17 protein-coding genes and 1 tRNA gene are annotated in these 15749 nt (G+C 71.1%); 12 read left to right on the top strand and 6 right to left on the bottom strand.

The genetic code is table 11. The annotated features are described in order from the left end of the window. Positions 1-96: 96 nt before the first annotated feature. Together QSK39_RS26890 and QSK39_RS26885 are read left to right on the top strand one after the other, a co-directional pair. Positions 97-1188: a serpin family protein gene (locus tag QSK39_RS26890; protein WP_285480594.1), complete on the top strand. Its 1092-nt coding sequence runs from the start codon at positions 97-99 to the stop codon at positions 1186-1188. Further along, positions 1185-2996 (top strand): glycosyl transferase, encoded by a 1812-nt coding sequence (locus tag QSK39_RS26885; protein WP_285480593.1) that lies wholly within the window; start codon positions 1185-1187, stop codon positions 2994-2996. The genes QSK39_RS26890 and QSK39_RS26885 overlap by 4 nt, the downstream gene beginning before the upstream one ends. A gap of 10 nt (positions 2997-3006) precedes the next feature. On the opposite strand, the gene QSK39_RS26880 is transcribed toward QSK39_RS26885, so the two are convergent. Beyond that, the gene (locus tag QSK39_RS26880) at positions 3007-3693 is read right to left on the bottom strand and encodes an alpha/beta fold hydrolase (protein WP_285480592.1); all 687 of its coding nucleotides are present in this window, start codon (positions 3691-3693) and stop codon (positions 3007-3009) included. 49 nt (positions 3694-3742) lie between these two features. Between QSK39_RS26880 and QSK39_RS26875 the strand changes: the two genes are divergently transcribed. After that, entirely contained in the window at positions 3743-4282 is a 540-nt protein-coding gene (locus tag QSK39_RS26875; RefSeq protein WP_285480591.1) for a DinB family protein, read from the top strand. A gap of 91 nt (positions 4283-4373) precedes the next feature. Here the strand turns inward: QSK39_RS26875 and QSK39_RS26870 are convergent, their stop codons facing one another. Both QSK39_RS26870 and QSK39_RS26865 read right to left on the bottom strand, forming a co-directional pair. Further along, positions 4374-4718 carry a VOC family protein gene (locus QSK39_RS26870; protein WP_285480590.1) on the bottom strand — a complete coding sequence of 115 codons (345 nt, stop codon included), beginning with the start codon at positions 4716-4718 and terminating at the stop codon, positions 4374-4376. 38 nt (positions 4719-4756) lie between these two features. Further along, positions 4757-5356, bottom strand: coding sequence for a TetR/AcrR family transcriptional regulator (locus tag QSK39_RS26865; protein ID WP_285480589.1), 600 nt, complete (start codon positions 5354-5356; stop codon positions 4757-4759). Positions 5357-5459: 103 nt separating this feature from the next. Between QSK39_RS26865 and QSK39_RS26860 the strand changes: the two genes are divergently transcribed. After that, entirely contained in the window at positions 5460-6137 is a 678-nt protein-coding gene (locus QSK39_RS26860; protein WP_285480588.1) for a carboxymuconolactone decarboxylase family protein, read from the top strand. On the opposite strand, the gene QSK39_RS26855 is transcribed toward QSK39_RS26860, so the two are convergent. Next, the gene (locus QSK39_RS26855; protein WP_285480587.1) at positions 6134-6583 is read right to left on the bottom strand and encodes a MarR family winged helix-turn-helix transcriptional regulator; all 450 of its coding nucleotides are present in this window, start codon (positions 6581-6583) and stop codon (positions 6134-6136) included. The genes QSK39_RS26860 and QSK39_RS26855 overlap by 4 nt on opposite strands. A 24-nt stretch (positions 6584-6607) precedes the next feature. Between QSK39_RS26855 and QSK39_RS26850 the strand changes: the two genes are divergently transcribed. From QSK39_RS26850 to QSK39_RS26840, 3 genes are all read left to right on the top strand, one after another. Continuing rightward, positions 6608-7966, top strand: coding sequence for an MFS transporter (locus tag QSK39_RS26850; protein ID WP_285480586.1), 1359 nt, complete (start codon positions 6608-6610; stop codon positions 7964-7966). Positions 7967-7988: 22 nt separating this feature from the next. Then, on the top strand, positions 7989-8555 hold the full coding sequence (locus tag QSK39_RS26845) for a carboxymuconolactone decarboxylase family protein (RefSeq protein WP_285480585.1): 567 nt from the start codon (positions 7989-7991) through the stop codon (positions 8553-8555). Positions 8556-8621: 66 nt separating this feature from the next. Continuing rightward, positions 8622-9392, top strand: coding sequence for a hypothetical protein (locus tag QSK39_RS26840; RefSeq protein WP_285480584.1), 771 nt, complete (start codon positions 8622-8624; stop codon positions 9390-9392). Here QSK39_RS26840 and QSK39_RS26835 read toward each other — a convergent pair. Beyond that, positions 9364-10317 (bottom strand): sigma-70 family RNA polymerase sigma factor, encoded by a 954-nt coding sequence (locus QSK39_RS26835; RefSeq protein ID WP_285480583.1) that lies wholly within the window; start codon positions 10315-10317, stop codon positions 9364-9366. The genes QSK39_RS26840 and QSK39_RS26835 overlap by 29 nt on opposite strands. 41 nt (positions 10318-10358) lie before the next feature. Between QSK39_RS26835 and dnaG the strand changes: the two genes are divergently transcribed. The 3 genes from dnaG to QSK39_RS26820 are packed head-to-tail and all read left to right on the top strand — an operon-like array spanning position 10359 to position 13594. Further along, positions 10359-12266 (top strand): DNA primase, encoded by a 1908-nt coding sequence (dnaG, locus tag QSK39_RS26830; RefSeq protein ID WP_502873310.1) that lies wholly within the window; start codon positions 10359-10361, stop codon positions 12264-12266. A 1-nt stretch (position 12267) separates the two neighbouring features. After that, positions 12268-12789 (top strand): hypothetical protein, encoded by a 522-nt coding sequence (locus QSK39_RS26825; protein WP_285480581.1) that lies wholly within the window; start codon positions 12268-12270, stop codon positions 12787-12789. Between the two features lie 43 nt (positions 12790-12832). Continuing rightward, positions 12833-13594, top strand: a complete 762-nt coding sequence (locus QSK39_RS26820) for a trans-aconitate 2-methyltransferase (RefSeq protein ID WP_285480580.1) — start codon at positions 12833-12835, stop codon at positions 13592-13594. Here QSK39_RS26820 and QSK39_RS26815 read toward each other — a convergent pair. Beyond that, the gene (locus QSK39_RS26815) at positions 13584-13754 is read right to left on the bottom strand and encodes a hypothetical protein (protein ID WP_285480579.1); all 171 of its coding nucleotides are present in this window, start codon (positions 13752-13754) and stop codon (positions 13584-13586) included. The two genes, QSK39_RS26820 and QSK39_RS26815, sit on opposite strands and share 11 nt — an antisense overlap. Positions 13755-13920: 166 nt before the next feature. On the opposite strand from QSK39_RS26815, the gene QSK39_RS26810 reads away from it, so the two are divergent. Together QSK39_RS26810 and QSK39_RS26805 are read left to right on the top strand one after the other, a co-directional pair. Further along, positions 13921-13993 (top strand) — tRNA-Asn (locus QSK39_RS26810). 1000 nt (positions 13994-14993) lie between these two features. Further along, positions 14994-15362, top strand: coding sequence for a hypothetical protein (locus tag QSK39_RS26805; RefSeq protein ID WP_285480578.1), 369 nt, complete (start codon positions 14994-14996; stop codon positions 15360-15362). Positions 15363-15749 lie beyond the last annotated feature (387 nt).

The following is a 15749-nucleotide window of genomic DNA, read 5'->3' as shown; positions in this document are numbered from 1 at the left end:
ATTCGGCGGTGTCCGCCGCATGGGGGATTTGTCACCCGTGGGCGGAGTTCCGCGTGGCCGCCCGGCAGGGTGAACCGTTCCGGTAGTCTCGCCCGCATGGCCACGGACAGCCACCTCCGGTTCGCCCTCGCCGTCCACGCGGCCCTCGGTGCCGAGGGCGGGAACTCCTGTTTCTCGCCGTATTCGGTGGCCAGCGCCCTGACCCTGGCCGCACTGGCCGCCCGGGGGGAGACCCGCGAGGAGCTCGTCGCCCTGCTCGGCGATCCCGGGGAGCAGGCCGCCCTGCTGCGGGAAGCCGTGCAGCTCGTCGAAGAGTCCCGGGGCGAGCAAGCCGAGCTGGCCGTCTCGAACACGTTGTGGGCCGACGACCGGCTGCCGCTCGAAGACTCCTTCAAGGCCGAGCTGGCCGGGTGGCCGGGTGCTGCCGTCGCGAGCGCTCCCTTCGAGAAGGAGCCCGAAGCCGCGCGCGCCCTGATCAACGAGGATGTCGGGCGCACCACGCGCGGCCTCATCCCGCAGCTGCTGCCGCCCGGCTCGATCGACTCGGACGTGGCCGCCGTGCTGGTCAACGCCCTCTACCTCAAAGCCGCGTGGAAGCTGCCCTTCCGCGAGGCGAACACCGGTGACGCGCCGTTCCACGCGCCCTCGGGCACCCGGGACGTCCCGACCATGTGGCTCAGCGAACGCGTCGGCTACGCGCACGCCGCCGGCTGGCAGGCCGTGCAGCTGGTCGCGGCGGGCGGCCTGCAGGCCGTGGTGCTGCTGCCCGACGGCGACCTCGCCGACGCCGAAGCGGCCCTCGACCAGCCGACGCTCACCAGCCTGCTCGACGCCATCGCCTTCAAGCCGGTCGAGCTCGCGCTGCCGAAGATCTCGCTGGACATCCCCAGCACGCTCACCGGCGTGCTGCGCGGCCTCGGCGTCACCACGATGTTCACCGGCCGGGCCGACCTGAGCGGGCTCTCCCCGGACCCGCGGCTGACCGTGTCCGAGGTGCTGCACCAGGCCGTGCTGCGGGTGGACGAACAGGGCTTCGAGGGGGCCGCGGCGACCGCGCTGACCATGCGCCTCACCTCGATGATCATCGACGACCCGGTCACCGTCACGGTCGACCGGCCGTTCCTGCTGCTGGTCCGGCACGCCGGCACCGGAGCTCTCCACTTCCTCGCCAGGGTGGTCGAACCGTGAGCTTGAAGTCCGAAGCCGTCCCCGATCTCGTCCCGCCCGCTCCCGAACCACCCGAAGGCCCGAAGCGCTGGGCGTGGCAGGACTCCGCGATCACCGGCGGGTTCCTGCTCTTCACGATCCTGCTCTACAACGGGCTCTGGTTCGACCTCAAGCGCGGTTACCTCTGGAACGGCGCGGCCGACCAGAGCCAGTGGGAGTGGTATTCGACGGTCGTCGCGAAGGCCGTCCTGCACTTCCAGAACCCGTTCACCACGGACCTCCAGAACTACCCGCTCGGCGTCAACATGGCGGCCAACGCGGCGATGTTCGGCCTCAACATCCCGCTCGCGCCGATCACGCTGACCTTCGGCGCGACGCTGACGTGGGCGATCGTGCTCACCGCCGGGCTCGCCGGCACCGCGACCGGCTGGTACTGGGTGTTCTCCCGCCACCTGGTGCCGAACCGCACCGCGGCCGCGATCGGCGGCGCGTTCTGCGGCTTCGCCCCGCCGATGATCTCGCACGGCAACGCGCACCCGAACTTCGTCGTGCTGTTCGTGCTGCCGTTCATCGCGCTCAAGACGATCCAGCTCGCGCACGGCGAACGCCCGGTGCGCAACGGGATCGTGCTCGGGCTGCTCGTCGCGTGGCAGATCCTGCTGGGCGAAGAGCCGCTGATGATCTTCGCCATCACGTTCGTGGTGTTCGCCGTCGCGTACCTGATCCCGCACCGCGCGGAGATCCGCGGCATGCTGGCGCCGCTGGGCAAGGGGATCGGCATCGGCGCGGTCGTCGCGCTGCTGATCGCCGGGTTCCCGCTGTACTGGCAGTTCTTCGGCCCGCAGAGCTTCCACTCGCTGCTGCACGGTTCGGCGGGCAACGACACGGCGGCGTTCACGCGCTTCGCGACGCAGTCGATCGCCGGCGCGCCCGAGGCGGCGGCGGACGTGTCGATGAACCGCACCGAGGAGAACGCGTTCTTCGGCTGGCCGCTGATCGTGCTCATGGTCGTGCTCACGATCTGGCTGTGGCGTGACGTCGTTTCGCGCGCGCTCGCGATCACGATGTACGTGATGGCCGTGCTTTCGCTCGGCATCGAGATCACCGTGGCGCACGACGACACCGGCGTCCCCGGCCCGTGGAAGTGGCTGGGGCAGCTGCCGCTGCTGGACTCGCTGCTCGAATCCCGGCTCGCGATGGGCTGCATCCCGGTGGTCGGCGGGCTCCTGGCGATCGCGACGCACCGCGTCTGGACGGCGGCGGCCGAGCAGCCGGAGCCCCTCGACGGCAAGCCCGCGTTCCCGCTGCGCATGATCTGGATCGGCGCGGTGGTGGCGGTGCTGCTGCCGATCGCGCCGACGGAGCTGGTGACGCACGAACGCCCGCTCTCGCCTCCTTTCTTCGCCGACGGGATCTGGCGCCAGTACATCGCCCCCGGCGGCTCGCTCGTGCCGGTGCCGCTGCCCAGCACCGGCGAGGCCGAGCCGCTGCACTGGCAGGTCGACGCGGGCCTCGGCTACCCGATGCCCGAGGGCTACTTCGTCGGCCCGACCTCACCGGACGACCGCCGCGGCCGCTACGGCGCCGTGCCCCTGCCGACCTCGGATCTGTTCGCCGAAGTGGAGAAGACGGGCCAGGCCGCGGACGTCACCGAAGCCGACCGCACCCAGGCGCTGACCGACCTGCGCGCCTGGAACGCGGACGTGCTGGTGGTCGGCCCCCGCCAGAACCAGGAAGCGCTGAAGTCCACTGTGGAGCTCCTGCTGCGCAAACCGGCGGAGTTCGTCGGCGGGGTGTGGGTCTGGGACGTGCGCGCCCTGACGCCGTGACCGGCGACGGTCAGCCCTGGGCCGCCTCCAGCAGGATCGTGGTCAGCTCCTTCGGCCGCGAGAACATCGGCCAGTGCCCGGTGTCCAGCTCCACCAGCTGCCAGCGGTCGCTTTCCAGCAGCTTGACGACGTCCGGGCTGGGCGTGTCACCGTCGAGCAGGCACTTGACGTAGGTCGCCGGGATTTCGCCCAGCGGGCGTGTGAGCACCGCGGGTTCGGTGAGCGACGCGGCCGGGTGCGGGGTCGAGCCCTCGACGATCCGGGCGATCTCGGCGTCCGAAAGTCCTTGGCCCGCATAGTCTTCCGCGGTCAGCGGCGGCCAGAAGCCGCGCTCGGTGAGGGCCGCGACCTGTGCCTCGGACCAGACGGCGGTGAAGGACTCCCCGTCGGCAGGCACGTTCGAATCGACGAACACCGCGCGGTTCAGCCGGTCGCCGATCCGCTCGGCCGCCTGCCCGACCGGGATGCCGGAGTAGCTGTGCCCGACCACCACGACGTCCCGCAGGTCGCCCTGCGAGACGACGTCGACGATGTCCTGCACGTGCCGCTGCTGCCCGGCCGGCACGTCGCGTTTTTCGGCGACGCCGGACAACGTCACCGCGTGGGCGCCGTGGCCCGCTTCGCGCAACCCCGGGACCACGTCGTCCCACGCCCACGAACCGAGCCAAGCGCCTGCCACCAGTACGAATTCAGCCATGCCGGAAACCTAGTGGAGGGGTCCGACAATTTCGGTACAGTCGGCGTCCGTGACCTCAGTGGACGACCAGGGGCGGACCGAGCCGCCCGTCGACGGCGACGAAGCCGCGATCCTGCTCGGCTTCCTCGACTTCCACCGCGACACCCTGGCGTGGAAGTGCGCCGGGCTGGCCGAGGCGGCCCTGCGCGCGACGCACCCGCCGTCCACCTTGACGCTGGGCGGGCTGCTCAAGCACCTCGCGTACGTGGAGGACTACTGGTTCTCCTGCGTCCTGTTCGACCGCGAGCCCGCGGAGCCGTGGAACACCGTCGACTGGCGTGAAAACCCGGACTGGGACTGGGATTCCGCTGCGGAAGACACTCCGGAGCAGCTTCGCGAACTTTGGCAGGGGGCGGTGGCGCGGTCTCGGGAGCTGTACGCGGAGGCGGTGACGAACGGCGACCTTTCCCAGGCGGCCAAGCACACGCGGCGGGACGGCACTTCGCCGAGCCTGCGCTGGATCCTGGTGCACATGGTCGAGGAGTACTGCCGCCACAACGGCCACGCCGACCTCATCCGCGAGTCGATCGACGGCAGCACGGGCGAGTGAACCTGCTCGCCGAGCTCCGGCACCGCGCGCCCCGGCTGGTGCGCGTCAGCCGGGTCATCGAGCCGGCCATGGCCGAACCGCGGGATCGCGGTCAGCCGCGGCGGTGGGCGATCTGGAAGACGTTGCCGAACGGGTCGCGGACCATCGCGCGGCGGTCGCCGTAGGGCGTGTTCGCCGGTGGCTCGAGGCTGGTCGCGCCGCAGTCCAGCGCCCGGCGGTACGTCGCGTCCGCGTCGGCCACGTACACGTAGAGGAACGCCGGGAACAGCTCGCGCTCGCCTTCGGCCGACACCATCACCAGCGAGTCGCCGATGCGGATCTCGGCGGGGCGCCCGCTTTCGACCTCGCCGGTCGCGCCGAACACCGACCGCAGGAACGCCACGGCGGCGACGAGGTCGCGCACCACCATCCGCGGGACCACCGTCTGGAGGCTCATACCCGCCCACCCAAGCCGGTTCCCGCTGTGATCACAAGTCAGCGCCGCAGGCCGACCAGCTTCACGAGGAACCGGTCGACCTGCTCGACGGCCGGCGGCCACGGCAGGTCGGGTTCGTTGATCCGCTGCGCCAGCATGCCGTTGACGGCGGTCCGCAGGTCGATGGCGACGGTCGTGGCGTCGTCGGCGGGCGCCAGGCCCGCGTCCATGCAGGCCTGGACCGCGTCGATCGTGCGCGCGACCATGACCTCCTTGAACGGCATGCCGAGCCGCCGGTGGACCTTGCTCTCGTGCAGCACCTTGTAGAGCCCGGGGTGCTCGCGCGCCCACGCCGCCTGCGTCAGGATCCGGGCGCGCAGCGCGGCCGCCGGATCGGGGGCTTCGGCGGCCGCGGCGTCCCCGGCGCCGACGAGCTCTTCGTGGCAGCGCTGCATCGCGGCCAGCACGAGCGCGTCGCGGTCCGGGAAGTGCAGGTAGACCGACGTCGCCGCGATCGACACCTCGCGCGCGACGGCCCGCAGCGACAGCGCTTCGTCGTCGGCGAGCTCGTCGAGCATCCGCACGGCGGCCGTGACGATCTCTTCGCGCAGCAGTTCGCCCTGGCCTCGGGCGTTGGGGCGGCGGCGGTTCTCGGTCATGGTCGGCCCAGTGTAGCTGGACACCCATTGCGCTACAGGTGTAGCGTCATTTGCACTACAGCTGTAGCGCTACGAATGTTCACCACACTGAGGGAGCACGCTCTTGACCACGACCGAAACCAGCCTCGGCAGGCTGGCCGCGCTCGACCCGGCGTTCGCCCGGATGGTCGGCGCCACCGCGAAGCACGTCCGGGCGATCCCGGAGCTGACCGACCGCGAGAAGACGTTCCTCTGCGTCACGGCCGACGTCTGCCAGGCGAGCCTGGGCCTGGCGTTCACCGCGCACGTCCGGGCCGGCCTGGCCGCCGGAGTGTCCACTTCGGACATTCGCGAGCTGCTGCGGTTCGTCTCCTACGACTGCGGCTACCACGCCGCGACCGCGGGCATCGAGCGGATCGCCGAGCTCGAAGCGGAGCTCGGCATCGACCCGGAACGGGCGGGCCCCGAGCCGGTGCTGGACGGCCCCAGCCCGTTGCCGGACGAAGTGCGGGCGCGGCTGACCGAGCTGGACCCGCACTTCGCCGGGTACTTCGACCTGCAGTCGGCGATGCGCGCCGGACACGGACCCGGCACGCTCAGCGAACGCGAGCGCGGCCTGGTCAGCCTCAGCGTCGACGTCCACTACCAGACCCTGGAAGACACGTTCCGCATCCACGTCGGACGCGCGCTGAGGGGCGGCGCGGCGCCCGAAGACGTACGCGCGGCCTTGCGGTTCACCGCCCAGTTCGGCGTCACGCGCGCCTGGCGGGCTTGGGAAGTCCTGAACGAAATCCTGGGTTAGCCGAGGACTTCGTCGGCAAGCCGGCTCAGGTAGCCCGCGAAGCGTTCACGGTCCTCGCGGGGCCAGTGGCCCACGAGTGCCTCGAACGCCTGACGCTGGTGGGCCTGCGAAGCCGCGAGGAACTCCTTCGCCGCGTCGGTGAGCGTCAGGACTGCCCGGCGCGCGTCCCGGGCGGACGTCGAGCGTTTCACGAAGCCGTCTCGGCCGGCTTCGGCGACCATCCGGCTGGCCACCGAGCGGTCGATGCCCAGCTGGTGGGCCACGTCGGCGACCGTCACCTCGGCCGCCGTGGCACCGTCGACGGCCTGGATGACCAGGAGGTTCGGCACTGTCCACGTCGGGGCGCCCTCGGCGAACCGCTCGACGACGTCCGGCGCCCACTGGCGCGACCAGTGCCGGACCAGCCGGAAGAGGGCAGGGCCGCCGTCCGGGGTTGATGTGTGCATAAGGCACGTTATAACGTGTGCTTTATGCACGCATCTCGGAACCTCGCCTTCGCGGGTCTCCTGCTCGGGATGGCCATGGCCCAGCTCGACGGCCTGATCGTCACCGCGGCCCTGCCCTCGATCGGCGAAGACCTGCACGCCCGCACGGGCCTCGTCGCGGTGACCGCCGCCGGCCTGCTCACGCTCACCGTCGCGACGCCGCTGCACGGCCGGTTCGGCGACCTCCACGGCCGCCGGATCTCGTTCGCCGGCTCGGTCCTGGTGTTCGCCGCGGCGTCGGCGTGGTGCGCCGCCGCGCCCGACCTCGGCTCGCTGATCGCCGCCCGCGCACTGCAGGGCCTGGGCGGGAGCGGCCTGATCGTCACGGCGATGAGCGCGCTCGGCGAGCTGTTCGAGCGCGACGAGCTGCTGCGCCGCCAGGGCTGGCAGACGGCGGTCTTCGCAGCCGCCACCCTCGGCGGGCCGCCGCTGGGCGGGCTGCTCGCCGCCGGCCCGGGCTGGCGCTGGATCTTCCTGGTCAACCTCCCGCTGTGCGTGCCCGCGCTGCTGCTCGGCCTGCGCGGCCTGCCCGCGAAACCCCGTCGTACCAAGGAGAAGTTCGACGCCGGGAGCAGTGTGCTGCTCACCGTCGCGGGCTCCGCGGTCGTCGCGCTCGGCACCTTCGACGCACTCGCAAGAAGTCCACTGTGGACGCCGATCCTGGTCGGGACCGCCGTGGCCGCGGGATTCCTGTTCGTGCGCCGGCAGCGCCGCACCCCGAGCCCGCTGATCTCGCCGAAGGTCTTCGCGGACGCCGTCCTGGCGCGCGCGGTGCTGGTCAACGGACTGGCCGGCGCCGCGCTCTACGGCACGTTCACCTACGTCGCCCTGGTCGCGGCCTTGAAAGCCAACGCGGCGGGGACCGGTCTGCTGCTCGTCGCGATGACCGCCGGGCAACTCGCGCTGTCCGCCTCCTTCGCCGCACTGGCCCGCAAACGCCCGGACATGACGGCGTGGGGCCGGTCCGGCTGCCTGCTCGGCACGGCCGGGCTCGGCGCGATCGCCGTCGCGGCCGCCCTCGACGGCAGTCCCTGGTTCCTCGCGCCGGGGCTGTTCGCGATCGGTGCGGCCTTCGCGGTCTGCACGTCCGCATACACCGTCCTGGGCCAGACCCGCGCCCGGCGCGAGCTGATGGGCGTCACGCTGGGGTCGCTGACCTTCGCCCGGCAGGCCGGCGGGCTGGCCGGCGCGGCGGTGTTCGGCTGGCTCGCGCTGGCCACGACCGGCGGGCTCACCACCGCCGGCCTCACCGTCGTGTTCGGCGCCGCGGCCGCGATCATGCTGGTGGCCTGGCTCACCGCGCCCGCTGTCACGTCTCCCGCCGCGGTCTCGTCCTCGTCGTGACCGCGAACGAAGGAGAACGCAGATGCCTCGCATCCCCGCCAAGAAGACGTCCGACGCCGGCCCGTTCCTCAAGCTGGTCTACCGGATCGCCGGGCGGCGCTACGGCGCGGTGCCCGAGCCGATGGCCGTCGCCGCGCACCACGCCGGCCTGCTGCGGGCCAACGCCGTGCACGAGCTGATGGTGGAGCGGGCGTCGAAGAAGGTGCCGGCGAACGTGCGCGAGCTCGCCGTCTACCGCGTCGCGACCCGGATCGGCTGCTCGTGGTGCGTCGACTTCGGCACGATGCTGCAGAAGCACGACGGCCTGGACATCGAACGGCTGAAGAAGATCGACGACTACGCGACCTCGCCCGCGTTCAGCGACCAGGAACGGCTCGCGATCGCCTACGCCGACGCGATGTCCGGCGAGCAGGTCACCGTGACCGACGAGCAGGTCGCCGAGCTCGAGCGCGAGTTCGGCCGCGCGGGCGTCGTCGAGCTGACCTACCAGATCGCGCTGGAGAACTCGCGCGCCCGGATGAACAGCGCGCTCGGCATCGTCGACCAGGGCTTCACTTCCGGCGACGCCTGCCGCGTCCCGCTCCCGTAGTAGGACCCCGGGAATCGGACCCCGGGCGGACGCGCGACGGGGGCCCGCCGCGGGACCGTTCCGGGCATGCACCTCGTCGCCAGTGAACGGATCAAGCTCTTCAGCATCGCCACGCCCTGGGTGTGCGGTGGCTTCGCGATGGTCGCGATGGCCGGCCCGGCCGCGCTCACCGCCCTGACGGCGACCGAGTCGCGGCTGCCGCCGACCGTCGCGAGCACCCAGTTCGGCTACCAGCTCGGGCTGGTCGCGGTCCTGCTGCTGGGCGCACTCGCGGTGACCAGCGAGTACCACACCGGCACGATCCACAGCACCTTCCAGGGCGTGCCCGGCCGGTGGCCCGCGCTGCTCGCGAAGGCCGTGGTCGCCGCCGGGTACGCCTTCGCCGTCGGCGAGGCCGCCGCGTTCTCGGCCTGGCTGGTGGCGCGAGTGCTCGCCCCGGACGCCGACCTGGCGCTGGACAGCGTCGCGGACTGGAGGATCGTCGCCGGCACCGGTCCGGTGTTCGCACTGGCCGCCGTCTGCGGGGTCGGCGTGGGCCTGCTCGTGCGGTACACCGCCGGTGCGGTCGCGCTGCTCGTCGTCTATCCGCTCATGGCGGAGAACGTCGTCACGCTGATCCCGCGGGCGGGGCAGGCGATCCACCGGTGGATGCCGCTGAACGCCGTCACGAAGTTCCTCAGCGGGAGCGGGGAAGCCAACGCCGGCCGGGACGGCGGCAACGCCACCGTCCTTTCGGACTCACCCCTGAGCCCGGGCTGGGCCCTGGCCTTCTTCGGCGCCATCGCCGTGCTCCTGCTGGCGGCCGGGATCACTCAGGCGCGGCGCCGGGACGCGTGATCCGGGTCAGCTTGTCCGGGTTGACCACGTCGTAGATCGCCACGATCCTGCCGTCGCGGATGCTGACCGACTGCACGTGCTCGTCGAGGGCGAGGAAGCCTTCGCGGCCCGGCATCGGCGGCAGGTACATCCCCAGGTCGCCGTTGACCAGCACCGGCGCGCCGCGTTCGACCATGCCGGGCGCGTACTTGCGCGTGAGGCCGATGAAGAACCGGGCGATCTTGTCCGGGCCGAGGATGAGCTGGCGGGTGGTGCGGCCCTTGCCGTTCGAATCGCCGATGAGCACGACGTCCGGGGCCAGCAGCTCGGTCATGGCCCGGATGTCGCCCTGCTGCAGCGCGGTGACGAACTTCTCGAGGATCCGCGCCTGGTCGTCGAGCGGGACGCGCGGGGCCGGGTCGGCGTCGGCGAGCGCCTTGCGGCCCCGGGACGCGTACTGGCGGGCGGCGTCGACCGAGACGCCGAGCGCGTCGGCGATCTCCGAGAACGGCACCGAGAAGGCGTCGTGCAGCACGAACGCGACGCGCTGCTCGGGGGTCAGCTTGTCGAGCACGACCAAGGCGGCCATCCGCAGGCCGTCGTCGCGGACCGCGACGTCGAGGGGGTCCTCGCTCACCGGCTGCCCGAACGGCGTGACGACCGGCTCCGGCAGCCACTGGCCGACGTACCGCTCGCGCTGGGCGGCGGCCGACTTGAGCCGGTCGAGGCAGATCCGGCCGACGACCGTGGTGAGCCAGCCCCGCAGGTCGCGGATCGCCGCGCGGCCCGCGTCGTCGAGCCCGGCCAGGCGCAGCCAGGACTCCTGGACCGCGTCCTCGGCGTCGGCGCGCGTGCCGGTCAGCCGGTAGGCGACCCCGATCAGGTGGCCGCGGTGGGCGGCGAACTCCGCGGCGAGGGTGTCCTGGGCGGTGGGCGTGGAGGCCATGCCCCGAGTGTGCCGCAAACGGCGAGGCTAGAGTGGATGACGTGGCAGGACGGATTCGGGAGAGCGACATCGCGGAGGTGCGCGAGCGGAACCGGATCGACGAGGTCGTCGGGGAGTACGTGGCGCTGCGCCGCGCCGGTGGGGGCAGCCTGAAGGGCCTCTGCCCGTTCCACAACGAGAAGACCCCGTCGTTCAACGTCCGCCCGACGCACGGCACCTTCCACTGCTTCGGCTGTGGCGAGGGCGGCGACGTGATCAAGTTCATCCAGAAGATCGACCTGATCACCTTCGTGGAGGCCGTCGAGCGGCTGGCCGACCGGGTCGGCATCCGGCTCACCTACGAAGGTGGCGGCGCGACGATCCAGCGTGACCGCGGCAGCCGCAGCCGGCTGATCGAGGCGCACCGCGCGGCCCAGGAGTTCTACGCCGAGCAGCTGTCCACCGACGAGGCCCGCGCGGCGCGCGACTTCCTGTCCGAGCGCGGGTTCGACGCCTCCGCGGCGAAGACGTTCGGCTGCGGCTACGCCCCCGGCGGCTGGGACAAGCTCACGAAGCACCTGCTCACGCGCGGCTTCGAGGTCAAGGAGCTGCTGACGGCGGGGCTGTCCAAGGAGGGCCAGCGCGGTCCGATGGACCGCTTCCACCGGCGCCTGGTCTGGCCGATCCGCGACGTCGGCAACGAGGTCGTCGGCTTCGGCGCGCGGCGGCTGTTCGACGACGACCGGATCTCGGCGAAGTACCTCAACACCGCCGAGTCGCCGATCTACAAGAAGTCCCAGGTCATGTTCGGCCTCGACCTGGCCAAGCGCGAGATCGCGAAGAAGCACCAGGTCGTCGTGGTCGAGGGCTACACCGACGTGATGGCGATGCACGCGGCGGGTGTCCCGACCGCGGTCGCGTCGTCGGGCACGGCGTTCGGCGAGGACCACATGAAGGTGCTGCGCCGGCTGATGATGGACGACGACGCCTTCCGCGGCGAAGTGATCTTCACCTTCGACGGCGACGAAGCGGGTCAGAAGGCCGCTTTGAAGGCCTTCGAAGGCGACCAGACGTTCGCCGGCCAGACGTACATCGCGGTCGCGCCGGACGGCATGGACCCGTGCGAGCTGCGCCTGGCCAAGGGCGACAGCGCGGTGAAGGACCTGGTCGCGCGGCGGACCCCGCTGTTCGAGTTCGTCATCCGGAGCACGCTCAAGAACTACGACCTCGACTCGGTCGACGGCCAGGTCGCGGCGCTGCAGAAGACCGTGCCGATGGTCGCGTCGATCAAGGACCGCGCGGCCCGCGACGGCTACGCGTCGAAGCTCGCCTGGTGGGTCGGCTGGCAGGACGTCGCCCAGGTGGTCAACCGGGTCCGCGGCAGCGCGGGCGCGACCGACCGGCGCGGCGGCGCGCCCCTCAAGCAGCCGGCCCGGGTCGGTGCTCCCGAGACTCCGGCGCCTTCGCAGGACGTCGCCCGCCCGGCCCCGAAGGACCCGCGGTTCGCCGTCCAGCGCGAGGCGCTGAAGGCGGCGCTGCAGCAGCCGGCGATCGCCGGGCCGGAGTACGACGCGCTGCCGCTGGAGGCGTTCACGCACCCGGTGTACGTCGCGGTGCACGAGGCCGTGCTCAAGGCGGGCGGCGCGGGTTCGGGCCTGACCGGCCCGGCGCTGCTGGACGCGGCGGCCCCGCACTGTCCGGAAGGGACGGTCCGGCGCGTGCTGTCCGAGCTGGCCGTGGAACCGTTGCAGGCCAAGGACGAAGTCGACTCGCGGTACATTTCCTCGATCCTCGCCCGGCTGCAGGAGGGGCTCGTCGGCCGGCAGATCGCGGAGATCAAGGGCAAGCTGCAGCGGCTCTCGCCGGTCGAAGCGCCGGACGACTACCGCGCGCTGTTCGGCGACCTCGTCGCGCTGGAGCAGTACAAGAAGTCGCTCGGCGAGCAGGCGGCCGCCGGCGCGTGGGGCTGACGTGTCCTTCCTGCGCCGGCTGCTCGGCGACCGCACACCCGCGGACTTCACTGGAGCGCTTTCGCCCGGCGAAGACGTCATCGACAGCGCTCCCGTCGAGGGCGGCGGGCACCTGGTCGTGACGCAGCTCGGGCTGTGGATCCCGGACGGCGCAGGCGCGCGGCGCGTCGGCTGGCACCTGATCGGTAAAGCGGCCTGGGCCGACGGCGTGTTCACGCTGACCGAGACGGCCGAAGTGGGGGAGGCGGGCGCGGCGGTCGTGCTGGCCGACCTGCCGCCGGTGCGCTTCCGGCTGGCCGCGCCGGGCAAGGTGCCGCGCGAGGCCTACCAGCGCGTCGAGGGCTCGATCCGGTCGCGGCACCGGCAGGAGATCGGGTCCGGGGGAGCGTGGTTCGTCCAGCGCAAGGTGCCCGGCCGCGATGGCAGCGTCCTGCAGGTCCGGCCCGACCCGGGCACCGACGCCGAGCTGGTGGCGGCCATCGCCGAGCAGGCGGCCGCGAAGCTGGTCAACCCCGCCGAATAGCAGTACGCTCGTACTCAGTACAAGCGTACTGTTTGGAGGCGCCGTGTGGGATCCGGAGAAGTACCTCGACTACGCCGACCTGCGGGCCCGGCCGTTCCACGACCTGGTTTCGCGCATCGGTGCGTCCGCTCCGCGCCGGGTGGTCGACCTCGGGTGCGGCCCGGGGAACCTGACCGTTTCCCTGCGGGACCGCTGGCCCGGCGCGGCCCTGGAGTGCGGCGATAGTTCACCCGAAATGGTGACGGCCGCGCGCGCCCGCGGCCTCGACGCGTCCCTGCTCGACGTCCGCGACTGGACGCCGGCGCCGGACACCGACGTCGTGGTGTCGAACGCCGTCCTGCAGTGGGTGCCGGACCACTCCGCTTTGCTTCGCCGCTGGGCCTCTTCGTTGCCTTCGGGTGCGTACCTGGCGATTCAGGTCCCGGGCAACTTCAACGCGCCCTCGCACGCGCTGACGAGGGAACTGGCGGCGTCCCCGGCGTGGGCCTCGAGGCTGGCCGAGGTGGTCCTGCGCGAGGACGACGCGGTCTCGAGCCCGCTCGAGTACGCGAACCTCCTGGCCGACACGGGCTGCGGCGTCGACGCCTGGGAGACGACGTACGTGCAGCCGCTGCGCGGGCCGGCACCGGTGCTGGAGTGGATCACGGGGACGGCGCTGCGCCCGATCCGCGCGGCCCTGCCCGACGCGGAGTGGGAGCAGTTCCGCACCGAGCTGGCCCCGAGGCTGGCCGCGGCCTACCCGGCCCGCCCTGACGGCACGACGTGGTTCGAGTTCCGCCGCGTGTTCGTCGTCGCTACCGTTTGACCTTCTCGCTGATCTTGGCCCGTGCAACCCCGGCGGCACCTTGGACCATGGGATGGTCGACGACCCGGCGGTAGGTGCGCACGAGCTGCTCGTACCGCCCCCGGCCTGCCTTGGCGCCCAGCACGTACCCCAGGGCCGTCCCCAGCAGGAACTTCTTCATCCGCGTCCACGCCTTCCATCGGTCGGTCGTCCGACTGTCCATTGTCCAGGAAAACGGCCGCGAGGGGGCGGTTGCGCCAAGTGGGGGGTGGGTGCGGAGGGTGTGCGGGCATGGGCTAAAGTTCTTCTCGTCGGTCGGAGAGACCGGCACCGGAAGTGAGCAACATTCCCCTGTAGCTCAACTGGCAGAGCATTCGGCTGTTAACCGGAGGGTTCTTGGTTCGAGTCCAAGCGGGGGAGCAGAGGCCCAGGTCAAAGACCTGGGCCTTCTTTGCGTCTGCGGTCAGGGGCGATCAGTGTCTATCTTGACGATCGTCCAAGGAGATGGGGTTGGCCATCGGCGCCGGTCTGCGGCAGTGCGTCAGGGCGGGTGCTGCGGACCTGTGTCATGGCCTCGTGCGCGGCGTCCCGCTGGCGACGCGGTTGCGATGCGCTCGGTCGATGACCCTGCGGCTCTCCGGCCGCTGAGGGGGGCGCCGGACGTGCCGCGTATGGCCTAAGCGGGCAAGCTGTCGTTCATGGGGCGAGGTCCCCGCCGCGAACGGGTCAGATTCAGAGAGTCGCCCGATGGAGCCGGCACACGCGAGTTCGTACGGCGTGACGAAGCTGATCCTGTCAACGTGGGCAAACGCGACGGCCAGCCGATACGGACGCTGGAGAACCGTCGGAACTGGCAGGAGGAGTCGGAGCGGCTCGCGTGGGATGGGGATCGGGGCTCGAAGGAGTTCATGACCGCGAGTTGCAGACACGGGACCGCGTACGTCGACAATTTGGGAGGCGATGGCCTCGACAAGCTCGACGTGGTTCTTCCGCCATCGGGTCCGTTGAGGCATTCGCCATCACATCGGCGGGTGGCGAGTTCGCGCTGAAAGCAGTGGAGGACTCGGCAGTTCATCGAAGGCCGTGGCTGGCGGCGATGTGAGGTTTCTGGGCGAGAAGTGTCTCCAGCCTGCTGTCGGGCCAGAGTTCGATGAGGTGTGAAGCTCCCGTTTCGTTGTGTTTCTCTGCCCAGCTCGCGGCATCGGCTGTGAAGCGGCTGGTGGTGGCGATGATGAGACCGCTTGACCGTGGCGACGGTGTCCGACACTTCAGTGGGTCGAACGGATCGGGAGCGCAGTGTTTGGCTTGGACGAAGGCGCTCGAAACCGCCGTCATCAAGGCGGTCCCACGGAAGAGCGATCGTGGCGGCCTCGGTCAGGCTTCCGGCTGCGGCCTGATCGTGGCCTTCGCTGAAACGTAGATGGCGGCGAAGGTCACTCCAGCGTCCCTGGCGCTGGGCTGTGTTTCCCGAGAGCCGCGCAATCTCGTCGACGGCGGCCCTGATCTTCTCTGTTTTGAGCCTTCCAGCTTCATCGAGGAGTCATGGGCTACACCTGAGAGCAGAACGGGCAGCAAGGTGTCGATGGCCGACATCAGCTCGTCGAGTCGCTGGCGGGCGGCGCAACGACGGGCACGGTTGAGCCTGTACCGATACGCGGTTAAATCCTTCGAGCGGGGGCACATCGACCTCGAAGCAGTCGACGAAAATCGCGCCAATTTCGTAGATATCAGGCAGTCCGGCAGTAATGGTCCAGCCATCGATCTCGGGCAGGCCCGCCAGGAGGTCTGACCACGCGTCGGAGGTCGTCGTACTCGGGATGATTCAGGTTCGTCGAACTGGTCGCACATGACATGACCCGCCCGGGAAGCGGCATCTCCTGGGCCGTGAGGACGGTATTGGATCTGGGCGTACGACTCGTCCCGGAGATGCCGGGCTGCGGTCGGTCGGAGCCCGGTGACGGTGCATGCTGTCCGACGCACGCGCCGGCGGGGCGTGCCGCGCAGTCGGTGCCCGGTCGGGGCGGGGAAGCCGGAAATGGGATCGCCGGGCTGAGTCGTGTCTTGTGGGGCGGATCACCGAAACGGATCGGCTCCCCCAGACGACACCCCAGAGGTCAAGTCGACGTGAGTTTTGCCGTTCCCGTCCGGATGACCGGGTGTTACTGTCCTTGCGTTT

Source organism: Amycolatopsis sp. NBRC 101858, from assembly GCF_030269325.1.
GTDB classification, from domain to species: domain Bacteria; phylum Actinomycetota; class Actinomycetes; order Mycobacteriales; family Pseudonocardiaceae; genus Amycolatopsis; species Amycolatopsis ponsaeliensis.
This window is presented reverse-complemented; position numbering and strand designations above follow the sequence as displayed.

Excerpts from the sequence above, each read along its gene's own strand:
- QSK39_RS26890 (WP_285480594.1), top strand. The coding sequence starts at position 97 with ATGGCCACGGACAGCCACCTCCGGTTCGCCCTCGCCGTCCACGCGGCC.
- QSK39_RS26880 (WP_285480592.1), bottom strand. The coding sequence starts at position 3,693 with ATGGCTGAATTCGTACTGGTGGCAGGCGCTTGGCTCGGTTCGTGGGCG.
- QSK39_RS26870 (WP_285480590.1), bottom strand. The coding sequence starts at position 4,718 with ATGAGCCTCCAGACGGTGGTCCCGCGGATGGTGGTGCGCGACCTCGTC.
- QSK39_RS26865 (WP_285480589.1), bottom strand. The coding sequence starts at position 5,356 with ATGACCGAGAACCGCCGCCGCCCCAACGCCCGAGGCCAGGGCGAACTG.
- QSK39_RS26855 (WP_285480587.1), bottom strand. The coding sequence starts at position 6,583 with ATGCACACATCAACCCCGGACGGCGGCCCTGCCCTCTTCCGGCTGGTC.
- QSK39_RS26850 (WP_285480586.1), top strand. The coding sequence starts at position 6,608 with ATGCACGCATCTCGGAACCTCGCCTTCGCGGGTCTCCTGCTCGGGATG.
- QSK39_RS26845 (WP_285480585.1), top strand. The coding sequence starts at position 7,989 with ATGCCTCGCATCCCCGCCAAGAAGACGTCCGACGCCGGCCCGTTCCTC.
- QSK39_RS26840 (WP_285480584.1), top strand. The coding sequence starts at position 8,622 with ATGCACCTCGTCGCCAGTGAACGGATCAAGCTCTTCAGCATCGCCACG.
- QSK39_RS26835 (WP_285480583.1), bottom strand. The coding sequence starts at position 10,317 with ATGGCCTCCACGCCCACCGCCCAGGACACCCTCGCCGCGGAGTTCGCC.
- QSK39_RS26815 (WP_285480579.1), bottom strand. The coding sequence starts at position 13,754 with ATGAAGAAGTTCCTGCTGGGGACGGCCCTGGGGTACGTGCTGGGCGCC.
- QSK39_RS26805 (WP_285480578.1), top strand. The coding sequence starts at position 14,994 with ATGGCGGCGAAGGTCACTCCAGCGTCCCTGGCGCTGGGCTGTGTTTCC.